We start from the raw sequence: 20,920 nt of genomic DNA, 5'->3' as shown, positions 1-20,920 counted from the left end.
TACATCATGTCGTATGTCGAGGTGCCCGGCGCTCAGGTGCCGATCCGGATGTGGACCGACCCCTCGACCGTCGAGGGCGTGGCCATGCAGCAGCTCCGGAATGTCGCCACGCTGCCCTGGATCAAGGGCCTCGCCGTGATGCCGGATGTGCATTACGGGAAGGGTGCCACGGTCGGCTCGGTGATCGCGATGGCGGGCGCGGTGTGCCCGGCGGCCGTCGGTGTGGACATCGGCTGCGGGATGTCCGCGGTCAAGACGTCGCTGACCGCGGACGACCTTCCGGGCGATCTCTCGCGACTGCGGTCGCGGATCGAGCAGGCGATTCCGGTGGGGCGCGGGATGCACGACGACCCGGTGGACCCGGGGCGGCTGCACGCGTTTCCGACGGCGGGGTGGGACGACTTCTGGAGCCGGTTCGGGGGAGTGGCCGAGGCGGTCAAGTTCCGCCAGGAGCGGGCCGTCAAGCAGATGGGTTCGCTCGGATCCGGTAACCACTTCATCGAGTTCTGCCTCGATGACGACGGCTCGGTCTGGCTGATGCTGCACTCCGGCTCCCGCAACATCGGTAAGGAGCTCGCCGAACACCACATCGGCCAGGCCCGGAAGCTGCCGCACAACCAGGACCTGATCGACCGCGACCTGGCCGTCTTCATCGCGGACACCCCGCAGATGGCCGCGTACCGGCACGATCTCTTCTGGGCGCAGGAGTACGCGAAGTACAACCGCGCGATCATGATGGCGCTCTTCCAGGACGTGGTGCGCAAGGAGTTCAGGAAGGCCCGCCCGGTCTTCGAGCCGGTGATCAGTTGCCACCACAACTACGTCGCCGAGGAGCGCTACGAGCACATGGACCTTCTCGTGACCCGTAAGGGCGCCATCCGCGCCGGAAGCGGCGACTACGGGATCATCCCGGGCTCGATGGGCACCGGTTCGTACATCGTGCGCGGTCTGGGGAACGAGGCGTCGTTCAACTCGGCCTCGCACGGGGCGGGCCGGAAGATGAGCCGTAACGCGGCGAAGAAGCGCTTCTCGACCCGGGACCTGGAGGAGCAGACACGGGGCGTGGAGTGCCGTAAGGACTCCGGCGTCGTGGACGAGATCCCCGGGGCGTACAAGCCGATCGAGAAGGTCATCGACCAGCAGCGGGATCTGGTCGAGGTGGTGGCGAGGCTCAAGCAGGTCGTGTGCGTGAAGGGCTGACCTTCAGGACCGCACATGATCAACGGCCCCTGGACCGGCGACGGTTCGGGGGCTCTGCCTTGTCTGCCTTGTCTATGGGCGTTCCATGGATGATGCCCCGCGCTATTGGCTGAGGCCGTCGAAGGCGATGGGCAGATGCCGGGGGCCTCTGAGGACGGCGTTGTGGCGGTACGGGGGCGGATCCTCGACCAGGCGGGGGTTGTCGAGCCGGCGGACCAGTTCGGCCAGGGCGGCCTGCGCCTCGAGGCGGGCCAGGGGCGAGCCGATGCAGTTGTGGATGCCGCTGCCGAAGCCGAAGTGCTGGTTGTCCGGGCGGTCGGGGAGGAAGCGGTCGGGCTCGGGGAAGCGCTGCGGGTCCCGGTTCCCGGAGGCCGGGACCAGCCACAGGGAGGCGCCCTGGGGAATGGTGGTACCGGCGATCTCGATGTCGTCGAGCGTGGTGCGCTCGGGCAGCAACTGCACGGGCGGTTCGAACCGCAGGAGCTCTTCCACCAGCGGGATGACCAGATCGGGGTCCGCACGCAACTGCTTGAGGGTGTCGGGGTGGCGCAGCAGGGTGAGCATCCCGTTGGTGATGAGGTTGACGGTGGTCTCGTGGCCGGCGATCAGCAGCAGGGTCAGGTTGCTGAGCATCTCGGGCAGGGACATCGGGCTCTCGTCGGCTCCGCGGTCGGTGGCCAGGGCGGAGATCATGTCCTCCCGGGGTGCCCGGCGGCGCTGGGCGATCAGGTCCGAGAGGTATTCGGCGAGCTGGTGGTGGGCCTCGCGGATGGCCTGCCAGTGGGCCTGCTGCTCCTCGGGCGTGCCGACGGCCGGCTCGATGGCGGTGGCGACGGTGTCGGCCCAGCCGTGGAAGCGCTGCTCGTCCTCCTGCGGGACGCCGAGCAGGCGGCAGATCACGGTGACGGGGAAGGGGTAGGAGAAGTCGTCGACGAGGTCGATCCGGTCCCGCCCCTGGAAGCGGTCGATGAGGCCGGAGACGATTCCGGAAATCTCGCCGCGCAGGCCGTAGACGCGCCGGGGGGCGTGCGGGGGCCCGTACGTCCGCATGATCAGCCGGCGCAGACGGTCATGGTCGGGAGGGTCGAGCCTGATGAAGCTCGGCGGCAGGTCGGGGTCCTCGATCGCGGGGGCGGTCCTCGCCTCGGGGGCGAGATTGCGGACGTCGGAGCTGACCCTGGGGTCGTGGAGCAGGCTGTGGATCTCCCAGTAGGTGCTGACCAGGTAGGGGCCTGATTCGTCGCGCACCACGGGGGTCCGGCGGAGTTCGGCGTACAGCGGGTAGGGGTCGGCGCGGTTGGCGTAGTCGAGGATCTGGCCCAGGAGTGCGACCGACGTCATGGTGGTTTCCTTCCGGGATTGCCTTCCGGGCCGGCTGTCCTTCCGGGAGCCGGTGCCGCCCGCGTCAGGCGTGGCGTCCGTGTCCGGCGGGGGTGAACGTGACGCGCTGGTCGGTCGGGGAGTAGCCGCTCACGGTGACCTGGGGGCCGTGGGTGGGCACCGAGGGGTCGGGGAATCCGGCCGGCACCGGACGCATGCCCTCGGTCCGCCGGTCGACGGTGGCGAACGGCGGCGGGAAGGGCGCGGCCTGTTCGATCTGCCGCTGGTAGAACTCCAGCCATTTCGCCTGGTCGAAGGTGACGGCGGCGATGACGCGGCCCTGGTAGCCATAGGCTGCGGTGAAGCGGTGTTCGCCCAGCGATCCCTGGCTGACGATGATCTGGTCGGCCATGTTCGGCACCCCGACGGACTTGATGTTGACGCCGAACTGGGCCGACCAGAAATACGGCGTCCACAGATGCGGGCGGCGCTCCGCACCGCGGCAGATCATGTTGTGGGCCGCGACCTCGGCCTGCGCGACCGCGTTGCCCCAGTGCTCCAGGGACAGGAACCGGTAGCCGAACAGCGGATGCGGCGAGCGGGCGACGTCTCCCGCGACGAAGACATCGTCGGCGACGATGCCCCGTACGTCGAAGGCCCGGCAGCCCGCGTCGCAGGCGATCCCGCGCGGCCCCGCGGCCAGCCCGGAGCCCGCGAGCCATTCGGTGTTGCGGGTCGCCCCCAGGGCGACGACGGCCACCTCCGCGTCCACCGTGCCGCCGTCCGAGAAGTGGGCCCGCCGCAGCCTTCCCACACCGTCGCCCTCGAGCCCGGTGACCATCACCCCGCAGCGCAGGTCGACGCCGTGCTGGTGGTGCAGTTGGGCGGCCACGTCGCCGATCACGCTGCCCAGGGCGCCCGACAGGGGGCTCGGGCCGCGTTCTGCGACGGTGACGGGCAGGTCCCGCTCGCGGCAGACGGAGGCGATCTCCGAGCCGGTGAATCCGGCACCGATCACCAGCACCCGGCTGGGCCCGGCCTTCAGCCGGTGTCTCAACCGGGTGGCGTCGTCCCTGGTCCGGAGCACGAAGACGCCGTCAAGACCGGCCTCCAGCTCGTTCGGCCACGGGCGGGAGCGGACCCCGGTGGCGATCAGCAGCCGGTCGTACTCCACCGAGGTGCCATCGGCGAGAGCCACCCGCTTGGCCGACAGATCCAGGCCGGTCGCGGCGGCACCCAGCCGCCACCGCGCCTCGATCGCGCGGCGCCGGGGAAGGGCCGTATGGTCGGCCGGCACCCTGCCGAGCAGCACCTGCTTGGACAGCGGCGGACGGTCGTACGGCTCGTACGGCTCGTCACCGATCATGGTGAGGGTGCCGGTGAAGCCCTCCTCGCGGAGCGTCTCGGCCGCTCGCAGCCCCGCAAGGGAGGCACCCACGACGACGATGCGGCCCTCGCGCCTGAGCCGCTCCAGGGAACCGTCAACGGCCATCGGGGACACCCGCCCCCTCCGCTGTCCACGCCGCGCCGGCGCCCTCCACGGTGATGGCCTTGACCGGACAGGCCGCCTCCGCCCGCAGGACGTCCAGGCGCCGCGTGTCGTCGGGCTCCCCGTCGTACAGCAGCGCTTCCTCACCGTGCATCGCGAACACATCCGGCGCGAGGAAGGCGCACTGCGCGTAGCCCTGGCACCGGTTGAGATCGACGACAACTCTCATGACGCCTCCGCTTCACCGCGAGGTGACGGTCTCTCCCAGCATCGGAGAGCCCACGGGACGGTGCACATTCACCGGGTCAGACGGGCGGACGGCGGGACTGTCGGCCACCGGCCGCCCGTTCCCGGGCCCAGCGCTCGCGAACGGGCTTCAGCAGACGCGAAACGGGCTCAGCGCTCGCGGTGGACCTTGTGCTGGGCGGCCTGGGCGCGGGGGCGGATGACCATCATGTCGATGTTCACATGCGAGGGGCGGGTGACCGCCCACTCCACCGTGTCGGCCACGTCGTCGGCGGTCAGCGGCTCGGCCACGCCCTCGTAGACGGCCGCGGCCTGGGCCTCGTCGCCGCGGAAGCGGTTCACCGCGAACTCGTCCGTCCTGACCATGCCCGGGGCGATCTCGATCACCCGCACCGGCTCACCGCACAGCTCCAGGCGCAGGGTGGCCGCGATGGCGTGGGCGCCGTGCTTGGCCGCCACGTACCCGCCGCCGCCCTCGTACGCCACATGGCCCGCCGTGGAGGACAGCACGACGATCGTGCCGTCGCCGGAGGCGGTGAGGGCGGGCAGCAGCGCCTGGGTCACCTGGAGCACGCCCACCACATTGACCTCGTACATCGCCCGCCAGTCGGCCGGGTCGGCGGTGGCGACGGGCTCGGCGCCGATCGCGCCGCCCGCGTTGTTCACCAGGACGTCACAGCGGTCGAACGCGGCGGCGAAGGACTCCACGGCGGCCCGGTCGGTGACATCCAGGACGTACGCCTCGGCCTGGTGCCCCGCCTCGGTCAGCTCGGCGGCGAGCGCGTCGACGCGCTCCTTACGGCGGGCGGCGAGGATGACGCGGAATCCGGCGGCGGCCAGGCGGCGCGCGGTCGCGGCGCCGATCCCGCTGCTCGCGCCGGTGATGACTGCGGTACGGGTGGTCATCGGCCCTCCTGTGGCGACGTGGCGCAAACGGTCGTGCCTGCGCATGATCCATACGCAGGATATGACGGCCTGATTTACCTCCAACCGGGGGACTGAAGATCGGAATCCGCTAGCGGGTCCCGGGCTCGGGGAAGGGTGCACTGCGTCCGGCGCGGAGCCGGAATTGGAGCACCCATGCCCAAGGAGTGAATTCAGGTAATGACCCAGCAGAGCAGATTCCTTCAGCGGTCTCGACGTTCCTTCCGACGTTGGGGCGTGGCCTCAGCGGGTGCCATCGCGGCGGCGGCCCTGGTCACCGGTGCTCCGGGAACCGCATGGGCCACGGCCAGCACCCCCGACCCGCACTCGTCGCAGAGCAACCACTGTCCCCAGGACCGGGCGTCGCACGGCGACAACAAGGAGAACCACGACAAGGAGAACCACGACAAGGGGAACCACGACAACGGCCGTCACGACGAGAACGGTCACAAGGACCGCAAGGGCCATCACGAGGACAACGGCTACGGTCACAAGGACTCGAAGGGCCACCACGAGGACAACGGCTACAAGGACCCCAACGGTCGCCACGAGGACAACGGTCACAAGGACTCCGACGACCGCCGCGACGAGGGCGGGCGGTACCAGGAGAACGGCGAGCGCGAGGAGAGCGACCAGCGCGAGGACCACGGCCGGTACGACGAGAAGATGGACAGCGGCCGCAAGGAGGACAGCCGCAAGGAGGACAGCCGCAAGGAAGACAGCCGCAAGGAGGACAGCGGCCAGGAGGAGAGCGACCAGCGCGAGGAGCACGACCAGCGCGAGGAGCACGGCCAGCGCGAGGAGCAGGGTCGTCAGGACCTGAGCCGCTACTTCCCCACCGCGAAGTACTGGCCCGGCGTCCAGGGCCGCAGCGCGGCGCGCCCCGACCAGGCCGCGCAGCCCGAGCAGGCGGCTCAGCCCGAGCAGGCCGCGCAGCCGCAGCAGGCGGCCCAGCCCGCCGAGGAGTCCCAGGACCGCGGCGCCGTCCGGCCCGTTACCGTCCCCGGCCACGAGGACGACCAGGCGCGCCACGGCCAGGAGAACAAGCAGAACAACAAGCAGAACAAGGATCACCAGAACGCCAAGCAGAACGACCCGGTGACGATCGCCGAGGCGATCGAGATCGCCGAGTGCGAGGTCGGCGGCCGGGCCGTCACCGCCGAGCTGGTGGACTGCCCCGAGGACGACCCGCACCACAAGGGCAACCACCAGGACGAGCGCAAGGACGAGCGCAAGGACGACCGTAAGGACGAGCGCAAGGACGACCGTAAGGACGACCGTAAGGACCCGCGGCAGCACGACGGTCAGCGCAAGGACCAGCAGCGCAAGGACGAGCACAAGGACCCGCACCAGAAGGAGGGCAAGAAGGTGTGGGTCGTGGAGGTCGAGTGCGACCACACCCTCACGACCGTCTTCATCGACCCGGAGACCGGCTGCGTCCTCGGTACGGAGCAGGAGCAGGACGACCACCACGGTGACCACGGCAAGCAGGGCGACCACGGCAACCACGAGGGCAAGGGCGGCCACGGCCGGCCGATGGTTACCGCCTAGGCACGTACATGATCACGGCGACTCCGGCCAGGCAGATCAGCGCTCCGATGACATCGAAGCGGTCGGGCCGGTAGCCGTCGGCGACCATGCCCCAGGCGAGCGATCCGGCGACGAAAACGCCGCCGTACGCCGCGAGGATGCGGCCGAACTCCGCGTCCGGCTGGAGCGTGGCCACGAACCCGTAGGCGCCCAGGGAGATGACCCCTGCGCCGATCCATGCCCAACCCCTGTGCTCACGTACGCCCTGCCAGATGAGCCAGGCGCCTCCGATCTCCAGGAGCGCGGCCACGGCGAACAGAGCGATGGAACGTGCGGTGAGCATGGGGGGAAGGGTACGGCCCGATCATGAAACCCGAACGAACCAGCTAGGGGCCCGCCCGGGCCCCGGGCCCAGGCCCCCGGCCTCAGGGCCACACCAGGCAGTACGCCTGGTGCCCCGCCTCGTGCAGCCGGTGGCTGAAGTCCTGCCATTCGTGCAGCAGTTGATAGACCGTGAAGGCGTCCCGGGGGCCGCCGCGGTCGGGGACCGTGGACCAGATGAAGGCCGCCGCGCCCACGGACTCCTCGCCCACGCCGCGCAGCGGGTCGACGACGGTCATCGGGAGCTTGACGACGGCGTAATCCGGGTGGAGGACGACCAGTTCGAGCGGGGGGACCCGGTGCAGCGGGACGCCCTCGATGCCGGTGAGGACCATCGCCGCGACCGTCTCCGGCTTGATCTTCGTGAACATGCCGTGGCCGAGCTCATCGCCGCCGAGCTCCTCGGGGCGCATGGAGATGGGGACCCTGGCCGCGGTGGCGCCATCGGGCGCACCGAAGTATTTGTAGGTCACCCCCATGCGGCCCCCGCTTCTGCCTGCCCTGCCCGCCTCGTCCCGCCGATGGCGTCCGGGCCGGGCACGCTCGGGGCCGCCTCGGTCGTCAGTCCCTTCACCCAGTTCGCCACCGCGATGCATATCTCCACCCGACCACTCGCGGCCACTACCGCGCAACCCGATCTCTGTTACAGCAACCTCCCCCACGCTCGGGCTGTGAAACGCCCGGCCGCGGGAGTCTGTCCGGTTCTGACAACATGGGTTGCGTGGGCTATCCGTACGCAGCCCCATCTTCATGCAGTTGGGGTACTTTGGGTATGTGAACCCAACTACACAGGTGGGGGTCCCGGAGCACGTGGCTACCGTGCTCCGAGTAGCAGCAGGGTATACCCGCCAGTCGAAAGCTAAAGCAGACAAATCGGAAGCCAGTCCGCAAACGCAGGACGAAGCGACGGAGCGGAAAGCGCGAGAGCGCGGATGCTCTTTCAAGGGTCACTACAGGGACATCGGCGTATCCGGATACGACCCGAACGCCAAGCGAAAGGCATTCGAGCAGCTACTGGACGACTGCCGTGCGGGGTTAGTGCACGAAATCATCGTATTCAATGTGACTCGGTTTTCCAGACGAGAACCAAGGGATGCAATCCCTGTCGTCCTGGAGCTGTTCGACCTCGGCGTTACCATCACATCGGTGTCGGAGGGATCTTTCTCTCCTGGTCCTGACAACACGATGGAACTCATCATGTTGATCATGCGTCTTGACGCGGCCTATCAGGACAGCCGGAACAAAAGCCAGGCAATCGCCGGGACGAAGAAGAAGGCAAAGGAATTCGGAGGCTGGACCGGAGGGGCACTGCCCTACGGCATGGAGTCCTACGCAGAATCAGTAACGCGTGAGATCGACGGCAAGCCCGTCACGGTCACCATTCGTCGACTTCGTCCCGCGGCAGTGCGTGAAGACGGCATGGACCAAGCAGGCGAGGTCGTGAAGATGTTTGACCGCATCTTCGAGTTCAAAGACAAGCCCTGGACAGGGAAGAAGAACGCCCATCCGGCGTCCGTAGGCGCCATCGTGGCATGGCTCAACTCCCGGAACGTGCTCACGCAGAAGGGCGGGCCGTGGAGGGAGCGCACGGTCAAGCGGCTCCTCACAGACCCTCGGCTGGCTGGGATGGCTGCCGAGCCCGTGTATTCCCGCGACAAGGACGGCAGCCAGACGCGCAACGTCACTGGGTACCGCATCCTTCGCGACGAGAATGAAGAGCCCGTCATCATCGGCGAAGCGCTAATCCCACAGCGCCGCTTCTTCGAAGCTCAGGATTGGCTGGCAGGCAGGGGGCGGGGTAGCCGAGGCGGTACGCCCAGCAAGTACCTCCTAACGGCCATGGAACGGTTCTACTGCGAATGCGGACGCCCCAAGACTGGTTCAGGGGACGTCTACAAGTGCAGTCGGCCGGCTGGCGTTGTGGAAGAGGGGGCTCACGAAGGCGGGAGCACGATCCAGCGAGCGGACGTGGACTACTACGTTGCTTCTCGCATCATGGCCGTCATCACCAACGCCGACGCGGACGACCCGGAGACGCTAGACATCCTCGCTGAAGCAACCGTCCGACTGGCACGTCGCAATGAGAGCCCGGAGATTCGGAGCGAACGGGCTGCGCTGCTCGGCGAGCGGTCGGACATCGTCCGATCGATTGAGCAGCTTTACAGCGACCTTCGGATGGGAATCTATGATGGCCAAATCGGACGTCAGCAATTCCTGGCTGACAAGTCGTCGCTTGAGGCGCGTCTGAGGGCGGTCGACGCCAGGATTGTCGTGGTTGGTGATTCTGGTCTGCCGCCCCTCCCCATCGAAGAGTGGGCAGACTCCGAAGACGGCAACCCCCTCGGCCCTAACTCGTGGTGGGCGCGTGCCGACATCGAAGATCGCCGCATGTTGGTTGAGCTTTTCGTCGACCGCATCACTGTCGCGAAGGCTAAGGAGCGTGGCGGCACTGACCGCACGTGCCGTGTGGAGGACCGCGTGACGGTGCTCATGGCCTCGTCCCGAGCGAACACAGACGAGGAGAGCGACGCCGCCTGATCCCGCGCACGAAAGCGGCCCCCGTCGAAGGTTGGCGGGGGCCGTTCGTGTGCGTGGCTCAGGGCGTCGACCGGGGGCCCGCACTGGCCGCTACATCGCACTGACGGGGCGCCGGAATCGCAACGCCCCGTCAGTGCTAGCGGATCTGTCCGGAGTTATTCATCAACTGACTGCCGTTGGCCGACCGACTAGCGTCGCCCGCGCCTGATTTCCTCCCGCAGGTCGTATTAGGCACGTGCGGTCTTGCGCGCCTCGCGGAGTAATGCAGGTGCCCGCTTCAGGATTACGAAGAGGGAGCCAATCACGAGCAGTGTCGATCCCACCCAGCTAGGAACTTGCATTCGGTCCTTAAACCGCTTATAAAACGGGGTCGGACCAAGCAAAAAAGGGCGCGCTCGGTCCGGCCACACAAGTGGCCGTAATCCGTCGACCACCGCTACACCGTCCGCGAAGCGGAGACGTCGTGCGCTATCGACGTCGGCCGCTACTAAGCCAAACGCACACTGACGAATTCGGGCCGCTCTCGCCGACATGGGGAGGGCGCCCCCACCGACTTCTAGAGAGGAATCGACATAGACTACGTCAAAACATCGGCGAAGGAAGAAAGCACCCGCTGTCTCCAGTGCGGTGCGCCGCTGGAGCAGAGGACGGGGCCGGGGAGGGCAAAGCGCTTCTGCGCTCCGTGGCACGGAAAGCTCTACCGACGCAACGCCACGATGATCTACGACGGCGAGGCTTTCGACGCGTACCCCGCTGGTCGTTCCGCCTGACTAGGACGGCCTGATGCGTCCAGGTGCGGGGTAGCTTGGAAGCATGGCAACGGAGTACCTGGGAGACCGTGTGAGGCGCCTCCGCTGTCAGGCGGGGCTCACACAAGAGGGCTTGGCCGAGAAGTCTGGCGTGTCCGTCGACACCATTCGTCGGTTGGAGCAGAAACCGACGAGTTCGGTACAGCTACCGACGTTGCATGCTCTGGCGTCGGGGCTTGGCGTAGAGCTGACGAGCCTCGTGGGTGACCCTCCAGGCGCTCCGTCGACGGGGGAGTCCGATTCCCCGCAACTCGTCGCCGTCCGCCGAGCGATCATGCCGCCGCTCTTCGCTCCACCCGCCCCACCCAGCGACCTAGCGACGCTGTCTCTGGAGCGCGTCCGACGTGACATCGCGGGCGGGTGGACGCTCTACCACGCAGCAGAGTTCGAAGAGCTGCTCAACGCCTTGCCTGGCCTGATCACCGATGCTCGGTTCGCTGCCACCGTCGGCGACGTCGACCAGCGCGCGGCAGGGCAGGCAGCGCTGAGCAAGGCGCTTCAGCTAGGTGGACACCTGGCCATCCGAATGGGGAAGACGGATCTCGCTCTGTCGGCCCTGGAACGAGCCATAGCCGCCGCTGACGCCTCGTCGGACCCGCTCCTAGCCCCCATGATTTCCAACTCCGTCGCGTGGGCGTACCAGCGTCAGGCAAGGCTGGACGACGCACGCGGGCTAGCTGTCTACGCCGCCGACCGGGTCGAGCGGGACCACAGCAGCACCCCAGAGGGGATGCGGGTGTGGGGCGGGCTCCTCATGTCGGCCGCCACGAGCCACGCCCGGAGCGGCGACTACGAGCGTGCCAACGACATGATGGTGACCGCGGAGAAGGCCGCGGAGCGGCTGACGACGATGCCGAAGCCACAGGATGGCAAGCTGCTGAGCGTATTCAATAAGTCCTCCGTCCGCATTGAGCGGGTCCGCCTGGCCGTCCAGCACGAACGGCCCAGCGAGGCTCTGACCCTTGCTCGCGGGATGCGGCTGTCCAAGGAGACTCCGCCGTCGTGGCGAACGTGGCTGCTGCTCGACGTCGCACGCGCTCATACCGACCTGGGGAACGGGGAGGGGGCCGTCAAGGCGCTGGAGTCCCTGAAGCGCAACGCTCCAGCGTGGATGCGGCATCACACGTTGGCCGTCGCCGTCGTGCGTGACCTGTGGAACTGGCAGTCACGGCCGGCTGGGCTCAAACCGATCGCGGAGTTCCTGGGCGTCGCCAATTAGCGTCACCAGACTACGTAACGCGTTCCCTGTTGCTCCGTCGCAGCGCTCGTCAGGCTCTGGCTGTTAAGGACCCCCGCACCGGGGCGAACCGGCCGGGGGTGTGGTCACGCTGTGAAGGAGCGCAACGCATGCAGGCTACCCGCCTACGTCTACTGCCATGGTCTGGCCCGAACGGTCAGCCCACGTACACACCGGATGACTCCCCCAACGGCCGGATTGCCCGGTTAGCCGATCGCGTCGAAGGTGAGCAGGTCGCCACGGCGGAGGCTGTTCTGTCTCTCGCCAAGGGCATGCTGGACACCGGTCTCCGCATCGAACCGGACGAGTGCGGCTATCTGATGAAGCGCCTCACCGAATGCCTTAGGGACGCGCTCCGCGTGGCGGAGTCCCGCGGCGGCCGACTCCCGGCCCCGAACCCGCTGGAGCCCGAGGCGGAGCGTGTGCTGGAGGACAAGACCCCGGAGGCCACGTCATGAGCCGACGCCGGGAACCCACGCCGCTCACCGCTCCCCTTCCTGAGGGGTGGACGTACTTCCGATCTGAGGTGAAGCCAGAGCCCGGGGGCAGTTGCCCCAGTGGTACGCCACAGCGCCGTACCGCATTCCGAGCCTTCCGGAGGTGGAAGGCCGGGGCAAGCTGGATCAGACCGTGAGCGCGCCCACGTGGGCCGAGCTGCGCCGCTTGGTCGATGAGCAGGTGCAGCAATACCACAAGCTGATGCCATGACCGCCGACCAGTTCGCGGGGACGCCGTACGAGGGGGCGCTGGAGGGGTGGTGGACGAAGTACGGCGGGGCGAAGGACGTCGTGTCTGGCGTCGTCTTCATCCCTCAGGGAGCTGACCTCCCGCCGTGTCCGTACCCGTGCGCACACTGCCGACGGAAGGGGCTCCAGCCCCAGACAGGGGAGGACCGTGGGGAAACCACAGATCAAGCGACCGACTGACATGCGGGGAGACCACGAGTGGTTCCCGGGGACCATCGGAGACGACGTGCTCACCGTGCACAAGTTCAGCGTGGAGCCGATGGTTCCCCGGTGTGATGCCCCCGTATCCACGCACCGAGAAGTCTCCCGGTGGCAGAGGGCAGTGAACTGCGTTGACTGCCTAGTCGCCGACTGATCTACCGCACGGCCACCCGGCCGGAGCGGACAGCGGCCCCGTCCGTGCGCTTCCCCCGTGGCGCCGGGCGGGGCTTCGTCTTGTTCGGCTGCTGTCCTACGCTGATGGTGTTCACCGTCCGCTTCAACGCAGAGACAGCAGGTCATGACCGAACTGCCCTACAGCCATGAAGCCACAGTTTCGCAGACGCTTTTCGATCGCGCGGCCGCCGTGACCCCCGGCGGCGTGAACTCTCCGGTGCGGGCGTTCCGCGCCGTGGGAGGAACGCCCCGGTTCATGGTGTCCGGTGACGGTCCGTACCTCACCGATGCCGATGGACGCGAGTATGTGGACCTCGTGTGCTCGTGGGGACCGATGATCCTCGGCCATTCCCACCCCGAGGTCACCGCGGCCGTGCAGGCCGCCGTCGCCCGCGGTACGTCGTTCGGCACGCCCGGTGAGGGTGAGGTCGAGCTCGCCGAGGAGATCGTGGCGCGGGTCGCCCCCGTGGAGCAGGTGCGCCTGGTGTCGTCCGGCACCGAGGCGACGATGTCGGCGATCCGGCTGGCCCGCGGGTTCACCGGGCGGTCGAAGGTGATCAAGTTCGCCGGTTGCTACCACGGGCATGTGGACGCCCTGCTGGCCGCGGCCGGGTCCGGGGTGGCGACCTTCGGGCTGCCGGACACTCCGGGGGTGACGGGAGCGCAGGCGGGGGAGACCGTGGTGCTGCCGTACAACGACCTGGAGGCGGTCCGGGCGGCCTTTGCCGCGCACCCCGGGGAGATCGCCTGTGTGATCACCGAGGCGTCGCCGGGCAACATGGGCGTGGTGCCGCCGCTGCCCGGGTTCAACGCGGGCCTCAAGCAGCTCTGTGCCGACCATGGCGCGCTCTACATCTCCGACGAGGTCATGACCGGCTTCCGGGTCTCCCGGGCCGGGTGGTTCGGGCTGGACGGCGTGGAGCCGGACCTGATGACCTTCGGCAAGGTCATGGGCGGCGGCTTCCCGGCCGCGGCCTTCGGCGGGCGTGCCGATGTCATGGAGCGCCTCGCCCCGGCGGGCCCGGTCTACCAGGCGGGCACGCTGTCCGGGAACCCGATTGCCACGGCCGCGGGCGTCGCGCAGTTGCGGCTGCTGGACGACGCGGCGTACGGACAGGTCGACGCGGCCTCCGAGCGGCTGCGGGCGATGGCGACCGAGGCGCTCTCCAAGGCGGGCGTGGCCCACCGGGTGCAGGTCGCGGGCAATATGTTCTCGGTCTTCTTCACCGGCGACGAGGTCACCAACTACGAGCAGGCCAAGGCGCAGGAGTCGTTCCGCTTCACCGCCTTCTTCCACTCGATGCTGTCCCAGGGCGTCTATCTCCCGCCGTCCGCCTTCGAGTCGTGGTTCGTCTCCACGGCGCATGACGAGCGGGCGCTGGAGCGGGTGGCGGCGGCTCTGCCGGGGGCGGCGCGGGCCGCCGCCGAGGCCACTGAATGATGGGTGACATGACACAGAGCGAGAACGACATCACCGTCGTCCATGTGATGCGCCACGGCGAGGTCCACAACCCGGAGGGCGTGCTCTACGGCAGGCTGCCCGGCTACCACCTCTCGGATCTGGGGCGGCAGATGGCCGACCGGGTCGCCGAGCACCTCGCCGACCGTGACATCACCCATGTCGTCGCCTCCCCGCTGGAGCGGGCGCAGGAGACGGCGGGGCCGATCGCCAAGGCGCACGGCCTGGACGTGGCCTCGGACGAGCGGCTGATCGAGGCGGCGAACGTCTTCCAGGGCAAGACCTTCGGCGTCGGCGACGGCGCGCTGCGCAAACCGGCCAACTGGCGCCATCTCACCAACCCCTTCCGTCCGTCCTGGGGCGAGCCCTATGTCGACCAGGTGGTGCGGATGATGGCGGCGCTGGGCCGGGCGCGGGACGCGGCGCGCGGGCACGAGGCGGTGTGCGTCAGCCATCAACTGCCCATCTGGATCGTGCGCAGCTTCGTGGAGCGGCGGCGGCTGTGGCACGACCCGCGCAAGCGGCAGTGCACCCTGGCCAGCCTCACCAGCTTCACCTACCGCGGTGACCGGATCGTCGCGGTGGGCTACAGCGAACCGGCCCGTGATCTCGTCCCTGCCCATCTGCGCGCCGGCGCCAAGCCGGTGAAGGGGGCCTCCAAGGGCTTCGGCGCCTGAGCGGCAGGGCTCGCGGTGCCTGCGCGGCAGGGCTACGGCGCCTGAGCGGCCAGGGCTACGGCGCCCGAGCGGCCAGGGCTACGGCGCCCGAGCGGCGCGGGCCGCGGTGCGCGTGACCGGCACATGGCCGCACAGTGGCCGGTGCGTCACGGGGCGCGTTCGCGAATGGAGACAATGTGTCCGCTGTGTAATTGACCGCGTCCCTTCGGAACCTCGCTATTCGCTTCGCCATCTCCAGGGTTGTCCGGACACCCCGGGCAATCAGAACGGCGAGTGCGAATTGAGGACGTTATGCGTGAGGTCAGCCGGAGGGGGATCCTCGGTCTGGGTATGGGAGCGGCGGCATCACTGGCCGTCGCCGGCTGTTCCTCGGGATCCGGGACGCCGAAGTCCGCGAAGAAGACGACGCAGGCGAAGCCGATCGGTGACGGATCCACTTCGAAGGGTGAGCGGCGGCCGGCGGACCCGAAGCCCGAGCGGCTGGCACCGGGGCAGAAGCCGCCGCAGTTCGTGGTCTTCTCATGGGACGGCGCGGGAGAGGTCGGCAACGGTCTCTTCCCGCGGTTCCGCAAGCTGGCCAAGGACCACGGCGCGACCATGACCTTCTTCCTCTCCGGTATCTACTGCCTTCCGGAGTCGAAGAAGTCGCTGTACCGGCCGCCGAACAACCCGGTGGGCGCCTCCGACATCGGCTATCTCACCGATGACCACATCAAGGAGACGCTGCGCAACGTCCGTGAGGCGTGGCTCGAGGGCCATGAGATCGGCACCCACTTCAATGGCCACTTCTGCTCCGGAAGCGGGTCGGTGGAGAACTGGACGTCCGCGCAGTGGAAGTCCGAGATCGACCAGGCCATGTCCTTCGTCACCGAGTGGCGGACGAATACCCGCTTCACCGATGTGGATCCGCTGCCGTTCGACTACCACAAGGAACTCATCGGCGGCCGCACGCCCTGTCTGAAGGGCCAGACCAATTTGCTGCCGACCGCCCGGGAACTCGGCTGGCGCTATGACGCCAGTTCGCCCGGCGGACTCCAGGTGTGGCCGTCGAAAAAGCAGGGCGTGTGGGACTTCCCGCTTCAGCAGATTCCCTTTCCGGGGCACACCTTCGAGGTGCTCTCGATGGACTACAACATCCTGGCGAACCAGTCGCAGAATTCCACCAAAGCCCCGCCCGCGAACTACCCGGGCTGGCGCAAGCAGGCCACCGACGCGTACATAGCCGGCTTCAACCGGGCCTATGAGACCAACCGCGCCCCGTTTTTCATCGGCAACCACTTCGAGCAGTGGAACGGCGGGATCTACATGGACGCCGTCGAAGAGGCGCTGAAGCATATGGCCGACGAGAAGCGGAAGGACGTCCGGCTGGTCTCCTTCAAGCAGCTCACCGACTGGATGGACGCACAGGACCCCGCGGTCCTGGCCGATCTGCGCGGGCTCGGCGTGGGCCAGGCGTGGAGCGCGAGCGGTCACTGACCGCACCGGCGGGCCGTAAGGTCCGCGGAGGCCCTCCGGACCCCGGTGGGGGTGCCCGGAGGGGGGTGGCGAAGATCCCCAAAAGGGCCATGCGAAACTTTTCACATGAGCGCCTGCCGTGCCCCTCGGGGCCTCGCGAACCGTCGTCGCGCAACCGTGCTGGCCGTCGGGGCCACGGTTGCCGCGCTGTCCCTGACCGCCTGCGGCGGGGGCGGCACCTCGGGCGGCTCCGCCGACACCAAGTTCGTCCAGGGCAAGGGCGGCGTGGACACCGTCGCCAAGGCGAACCGTAAGGACGCACCCCAGCTCTCGGGGAAGACCCTGGAGGGCAAGCCGCTGGACGTGGCGGACTACAAGGGCAAGATCGTGGTCCTGAACGTCTGGGGCTCGTGGTGCACCCCCTGCCGGGCCGAGGCGCCGAACCTCGTCAAGGTCGCCAAGGACACCAAGGCCAAGGGGGTGCAGTTCATCGGGATCAACACCCGTGACTCCAACCGCGCCCCCGCGCTCAGTTTCGAGAAGGAATACGGCGTCGGCTACCCGAGTCTGTACGACCCGATGGGGAAGCTCATGCTGCGCTTCCCCAAGGGCAGCCTCAACCCGCAGACCATCCCCTCGACGATCGTGCTGGATCGGGAGGGCAGGATCGCGGCCCGCGCTCTGACGCCGCTCAGCGAGGAACGCCTGCGCTCGATGCTCACCCCGCTGATCGCGGAGAAGTGACCTTTCGTGATCACACTGGCCGCCGCCACCGATCCCAACGAGACCGTCCTGACCGGGGCGCTGCTGCTGGCGCTTCCGGTCGCCGTGCTCGGCGGACTGGTCTCCTTCTTCTCTCCCTGTGTGCTGCCGCTGGTGCCCGGCTATATGTCGTATGTCACCGGGATCACGGGGACGGACCTGGCCGAGGCCAAGCGCGGCCGGATGGTCGCGGGCGCCTCGCTCTTCGTGCTCGGCTTCACCGCGGTCTTCGTCTCCGGTGGCGCGCTCTTCGGCAACTTCGGCTGGACCCTCCAGGAGCACAAGGAGACCATCTCCAAGATCCTCGGGGTCGTCACGATCGTGATGGGCCTCGCCTTCATGGGAGTGCTGGGGGGCTTCGGACAGCGGGAGTTCCGCTTTCACATCAAGCCCACGCTGGGGCTCGCGGGGGCACCGCTGCTGGGCGCCCTGTTCGGCGTCGGCTGGACGCCGTGCCTGGGGCCGACGCTCACCGCCGTCAACGCCCTGGCGATCAATGAGGCGAGCGCGGGGCGCGGGGCCCTGCTCACCGCCGCGTACTGCGTGGGGCTCGGGCTGCCGTTCGTGGTGGTCGCCGTGGCCTACCGCCGGGCCCTGGGTGCCTTCGGCTGGGTCAAGCGGCACTACGTCTGGGTGATGCGGGCCGGGGGCGGCATGCTCGTCGTCCTGGGGGTGCTGCTGCTCACAGGTATCTGGGACACCATGATGGGCTCCATGCAGACCTGGGCTCAGGGCTTCAACGTTGGGATCTGACTGATGTCCACCACCGATACCGACACCGCGGCCGGCCGGGAGGCGCCGCCCGAGGGCGGCGCGACCGCCGAGGAGCGCGAGCTCGGCGCCGCGGAGTCGCAGCTCTCCACCGCCCCGGCCGAGGAGATCAACGTCCCCTCGCTCGGGCCGCTCGGCTGGGCCCGGTGGTTCTGGCGGCAGCTCACCTCGATGCGGGTGGCGCTGCTGCTGCTCCTGCTGCTCTCCCTCGGCACGATCCCCGGCTCGCTGGTCCCGCAGACCAGCATCGACCAGCTCAAGGTGCAGGACTTCCAGAAGCGGCACCCGACGCTCACGCCGATCTACGAGAAGCTCCAGCTCTTCCACGTCTACAGCTCGGTGTGGTTCTCGGCGATCTACCTCCTGCTGTTCATCTCCCTCATCGGCTGCATCGTGCCGCGCACCTGGCAGTTCATCGGCCAGTTGCGCGGCCGCCCGCCGGCCGCGCCCCGCCGGCTGACCCGGCTTCCCGCGTACACCACCTGGCGCAGTGAGGCCGAGCCGGAGCAGGTGCTCGAGGCCGCCCGGAAGATCATGAAGCGGCGCCGCTTCCGCATCCACGGCTCGGGTGACGCGGTGGCCGCGGAGAAGGGCTATCTGCGCGAGGTGGGCAATCTGCTCTTCCATATCGCGCTGATCGTGCTGCTGGTCTCCTTCGCCGCCGGGCAGTTGTGGAAGACCGAGGGCAGCAGCCTGATCACCGAGGGCGGCGGCTTCTCCAACAGCATCACCCAGTACGACGACATCAAGACGGGGCAGTTGTTCAACAGCGACGATCTCCCCCCCTTCGGCTTCCAGCTCGACCGCTTCACCGCGACCTATGAACGCAGCGGTCCGCAGATGCGCACCCCGCGCACCTTCCGCGCCGATGTGTCCTACTGGGACGGCGCGGACGGTGCCACCCGCAAGACCTCCATCAAGGTGAACGAGCCGCTGGAGATCTCGGGCTACAAGGTCTTCCTGCTGAACCACGGCTACTCGCCGGTCGTCACCATCCGGGACGGCAAGGGCAATGTGGTGCACCAGGGCCCGGTGGTCGGGCTGCCGATCGACGGGGCCAACCTCACCGAGAGCATGGTCATCAAGGTCCCGGACTACCGGGACAAGAACGGCAAGAAGGACCAGATCGGCTTCCAGGGGCAGTTCCTGCCGACCTGGGTGCGCAGCCAGGGCATGTTCTCCGTCTTCCCGGCGCTGGACAACCCGACGCTGGTCCTGACCGCCTACCACGGCAGCCTCGGCGTGGACGGTGGCACTCCGCAGAGCGTGTACCAGCTCGACAAGTCGCGGATGAAGCAGTTCATGGAGCCCGACGGCAAGACCAAGTTCGCCCGGGCGCTCAAGGTCGGCGACACCATGAAGCTGCCGAACGGCGCCGGAACGCTGTCGTTCGACGGCGTCAAGGAATGGGCCAGCTTCCAGATCTCGCACAAGCCGGGTGACCAGGGCGCCCTCATCGGCGCCGTAGCCGCCCTGGTGGGCCTGGCCGGCTCCCTGTTCATCCAGCGCCGCCGGGTGTGGGTGCGCGCGGTGCGGGGCGACGACGGCACCACCGTGGTCGAGATGGCGGGGCTCGGCCGCAGTGAGTACGCCAAGCTCCCCGAAGAACTCGCCGATCTGGCCGTCCGTCTCCAGACGGACGCACCTCCGGCCCCGGAAGCGGAACCCGATCCGGAGCCCGGCCGGGACTCCCGCGAGGAGCCCGGCAAGGACTCCTCCAAGGAGCCCGGTAAGGACTCCACCAAGGACGCCGGTAAGGACTCCACCAAGGACGCCGGTAAGGACTCCGCCAAGGACCCGAGCAAGGGCTCCTCCGAGGACCCCAGCAAGGACTCCGCCTCGGAATCCGCATCCGACACCGCAGATCCCGCAGATCCTGCCGAAGGAGCGCGCGCGTGAACCTCGCCGCCGAAGTCAACGAGAACCTGGCTCATTACAGCAACGTGCTGATCTACTCGGCGATGGCGGTCTACACGCTCGCCTTCCTCGCGCATATCGCCGAGTGGGTGTTCGGCAGCCGCAGCGCCGTCGGCCGCACCGCCGCCGCGATCACCGCCGACGCCGCGGCCGCCCAGCGCGCCAAGGTGACCGTGCAGGTCGGCGGGCAGAGCGGCGGCACCGCCGTACTGGAGCGACCGAAGATCGTCACCCGCTCCGCGGCGGGCAGCCGCGACGTCCCGGACGGGCCGGGCGCCGCGGGCGGCACCGAACAGGGCGATGTGTACGGCCGGATCGCGGTCGGCCTGACCGTACTGGCCTTCCTCTTTCATGCCGTGGGCGTCCTCTTCCGCGCGCTGTCGGTGCAGCGGGCGCCGTGGGGCAACATGTACGAGTTCTCCACGACCTTCGCGATGGTCGCGGTCGCCACGTACCTGGTGCTGCTGGCGCTGAAGAAGAATGTGCGCTGGATCGGGCTGCCCCTCGTCACCACGGTCCTCCTCGACCTCGGTCTCGCCGTCTCTGTCTTGTACACCGACAGCGACCAATTGGTTCCGGCCCTGCACTCGTACTGGCTCTGGATCCACGTGAGCTGCGCCATCGTCTCCGGCGCCTCGCTCTACATCGGCGCCGTCTCCACGCTGCTGTACCTCTTCCGCGACCGCTACGAGGCCCAGCTCGAGAACCCGGAGGGCAAGCAGTACGGCCGGTTCGCCAAGTCCGTTCTGGAGCGGGTGCCCTCGGCGGCGTCGCTGGACAAGTTCGCGTACCGCATCAACGCCACGATCTTCCCGCTGTGGACCTTCACGATCATCGCGGGCGCGATCTGGGCCGAGGCGGCCTGGGGCCGCTACTGGGGCTGGGACCCCAAGGAGGTCTGGTCCTTCATCACCTGGGTCGCCTACGCCTGTTACCTGCACGCCCGCGCCACCGCCGGCTGGAAGGGCCGCAAGGCCGCCTACCTCGCGCTGATCGCCTTCGGCTGCTACCTGTTCAACTACTACGGCGTCAACATCTTCATCACCGGCAAGCACTCCTACGCCGGGGTCTGACACCGGAACAC

General features: G+C 68.4%; 19 protein-coding genes. 13 read left to right on the top strand and 6 right to left on the bottom strand.

Going from position 1 to position 20,920, the window contains the following annotated elements:
- The first annotated feature begins 6 nt into the window (after positions 1-6).
- Positions 7-1,200 carry an RtcB family protein gene (locus ACK1X7_RS23745; RefSeq protein ID WP_385144122.1) on the top strand — a complete coding sequence of 398 codons (1,194 nt, stop codon included), beginning with the start codon at positions 7-9 and terminating at the stop codon, positions 1,198-1,200.
- Between the two features lie 102 nt (positions 1,201-1,302).
- On the opposite strand, the gene ACK1X7_RS23740 is transcribed toward ACK1X7_RS23745, so the two are convergent.
- From ACK1X7_RS23740 to ACK1X7_RS23725, 4 genes are all read right to left on the bottom strand, one after another.
- Positions 1,303-2,541 carry a cytochrome P450 gene (locus ACK1X7_RS23740; RefSeq protein ID WP_413115609.1) on the bottom strand — a complete coding sequence of 413 codons (1,239 nt, stop codon included), beginning with the start codon at positions 2,539-2,541 and terminating at the stop codon, positions 1,303-1,305.
- A 64-nt stretch (positions 2,542-2,605) separates the two neighbouring features.
- Positions 2,606-4,012 carry an NAD(P)/FAD-dependent oxidoreductase gene (locus ACK1X7_RS23735; protein ID WP_385144126.1) on the bottom strand — a complete coding sequence of 469 codons (1,407 nt, stop codon included), beginning with the start codon at positions 4,010-4,012 and terminating at the stop codon, positions 2,606-2,608.
- The gene (locus tag ACK1X7_RS23730) at positions 4,002-4,238 is read right to left on the bottom strand and encodes a ferredoxin (RefSeq protein ID WP_385144128.1); all 237 of its coding nucleotides are present in this window, start codon (positions 4,236-4,238) and stop codon (positions 4,002-4,004) included. Before ACK1X7_RS23730 ends, ACK1X7_RS23735 begins: the two co-directional genes overlap by 11 nt.
- Before the next feature lie 167 nt (positions 4,239-4,405).
- Entirely contained in the window at positions 4,406-5,161 is a 756-nt protein-coding gene (locus ACK1X7_RS23725) for an SDR family NAD(P)-dependent oxidoreductase (protein WP_385144130.1), read from the bottom strand.
- A 255-nt stretch (positions 5,162-5,416) separates the two neighbouring features.
- Between ACK1X7_RS23725 and ACK1X7_RS23720 the strand changes: the two genes are divergently transcribed.
- The gene (locus ACK1X7_RS23720; RefSeq protein ID WP_413115608.1) at positions 5,417-6,730 is read left to right on the top strand and encodes a PepSY domain-containing protein; all 1,314 of its coding nucleotides are present in this window, start codon (positions 5,417-5,419) and stop codon (positions 6,728-6,730) included.
- Here ACK1X7_RS23720 and ACK1X7_RS23715 read toward each other — a convergent pair.
- Together ACK1X7_RS23715 and ACK1X7_RS23710 are read right to left on the bottom strand one after the other, a co-directional pair.
- Positions 6,720-7,052 (bottom strand): YnfA family protein, encoded by a 333-nt coding sequence (locus ACK1X7_RS23715; RefSeq protein WP_078642826.1) that lies wholly within the window; start codon positions 7,050-7,052, stop codon positions 6,720-6,722. The two genes, ACK1X7_RS23720 and ACK1X7_RS23715, sit on opposite strands and share 11 nt — an antisense overlap.
- A gap of 82 nt (positions 7,053-7,134) precedes the next feature.
- On the bottom strand, positions 7,135-7,686 hold the full coding sequence (locus ACK1X7_RS23710) for a hypothetical protein (RefSeq protein ID WP_385144134.1): 552 nt from the start codon (positions 7,684-7,686) through the stop codon (positions 7,135-7,137).
- 178 nt (positions 7,687-7,864) lie between these two features.
- On the opposite strand from ACK1X7_RS23710, the gene ACK1X7_RS23705 reads away from it, so the two are divergent.
- From ACK1X7_RS23705 to ccsB, 11 genes are all read left to right on the top strand, one after another.
- Entirely contained in the window at positions 7,865-9,628 is a 1,764-nt protein-coding gene (locus ACK1X7_RS23705) for a recombinase family protein (protein ID WP_390794395.1), read from the top strand.
- An 813-nt stretch (positions 9,629-10,441) separates the two neighbouring features.
- Entirely contained in the window at positions 10,442-11,656 is a 1,215-nt protein-coding gene (locus ACK1X7_RS23700) for a helix-turn-helix domain-containing protein (RefSeq protein ID WP_413115607.1), read from the top strand.
- 290 nt (positions 11,657-11,946) lie between these two features.
- Positions 11,947-12,132 (top strand): hypothetical protein, encoded by a 186-nt coding sequence (locus ACK1X7_RS23695; RefSeq protein ID WP_385141453.1) that lies wholly within the window; start codon positions 11,947-11,949, stop codon positions 12,130-12,132.
- A 246-nt stretch (positions 12,133-12,378) separates the two neighbouring features.
- Positions 12,379-12,600, top strand: coding sequence for a hypothetical protein (locus ACK1X7_RS23690; RefSeq protein WP_390794398.1), 222 nt, complete (start codon positions 12,379-12,381; stop codon positions 12,598-12,600).
- A gap of 319 nt (positions 12,601-12,919) precedes the next feature.
- Positions 12,920-14,236 carry a glutamate-1-semialdehyde 2,1-aminomutase gene (gene hemL / locus ACK1X7_RS23685; RefSeq protein WP_385141459.1) on the top strand — a complete coding sequence of 439 codons (1,317 nt, stop codon included), beginning with the start codon at positions 12,920-12,922 and terminating at the stop codon, positions 14,234-14,236.
- A gap of 8 nt (positions 14,237-14,244) precedes the next feature.
- On the top strand, positions 14,245-14,931 hold the full coding sequence (locus ACK1X7_RS23680; protein ID WP_174893822.1) for a histidine phosphatase family protein: 687 nt from the start codon (positions 14,245-14,247) through the stop codon (positions 14,929-14,931).
- A gap of 291 nt (positions 14,932-15,222) precedes the next feature.
- The gene (locus tag ACK1X7_RS23675; protein ID WP_385141462.1) at positions 15,223-16,407 is read left to right on the top strand and encodes a hypothetical protein; all 1,185 of its coding nucleotides are present in this window, start codon (positions 15,223-15,225) and stop codon (positions 16,405-16,407) included.
- Between the two features lie 105 nt (positions 16,408-16,512).
- Positions 16,513-17,130 carry a TlpA family protein disulfide reductase gene (locus ACK1X7_RS23670; protein WP_385141465.1) on the top strand — a complete coding sequence of 206 codons (618 nt, stop codon included), beginning with the start codon at positions 16,513-16,515 and terminating at the stop codon, positions 17,128-17,130.
- A gap of 9 nt (positions 17,131-17,139) precedes the next feature.
- Positions 17,140-17,901 (top strand): cytochrome c biogenesis CcdA family protein, encoded by a 762-nt coding sequence (locus tag ACK1X7_RS23665; protein ID WP_385141530.1) that lies wholly within the window; start codon positions 17,140-17,142, stop codon positions 17,899-17,901.
- A gap of 3 nt (positions 17,902-17,904) precedes the next feature.
- On the top strand, positions 17,905-19,818 hold the full coding sequence (locus ACK1X7_RS23660; RefSeq protein WP_413115606.1) for a cytochrome c biogenesis protein ResB: 1,914 nt from the start codon (positions 17,905-17,907) through the stop codon (positions 19,816-19,818).
- The gene (gene ccsB / locus ACK1X7_RS23655) at positions 19,815-20,909 is read left to right on the top strand and encodes a c-type cytochrome biogenesis protein CcsB (protein WP_078642832.1); all 1,095 of its coding nucleotides are present in this window, start codon (positions 19,815-19,817) and stop codon (positions 20,907-20,909) included. The genes ACK1X7_RS23660 and ccsB overlap by 4 nt, the downstream gene beginning before the upstream one ends.
- Positions 20,910-20,920: the final 11 nt, after the last annotated feature.

Origin of the sequence: Streptomyces sp. CY-1 (assembly GCF_047218265.1) — a bacterium.
Classification (GTDB): domain Bacteria; phylum Actinomycetota; class Actinomycetes; order Streptomycetales; family Streptomycetaceae; genus Streptomyces; species Streptomyces niphimycinicus.
Note: the sequence above shows the minus strand (reverse complement) of the source record. Positions and strands in the feature narration are given on the sequence as shown.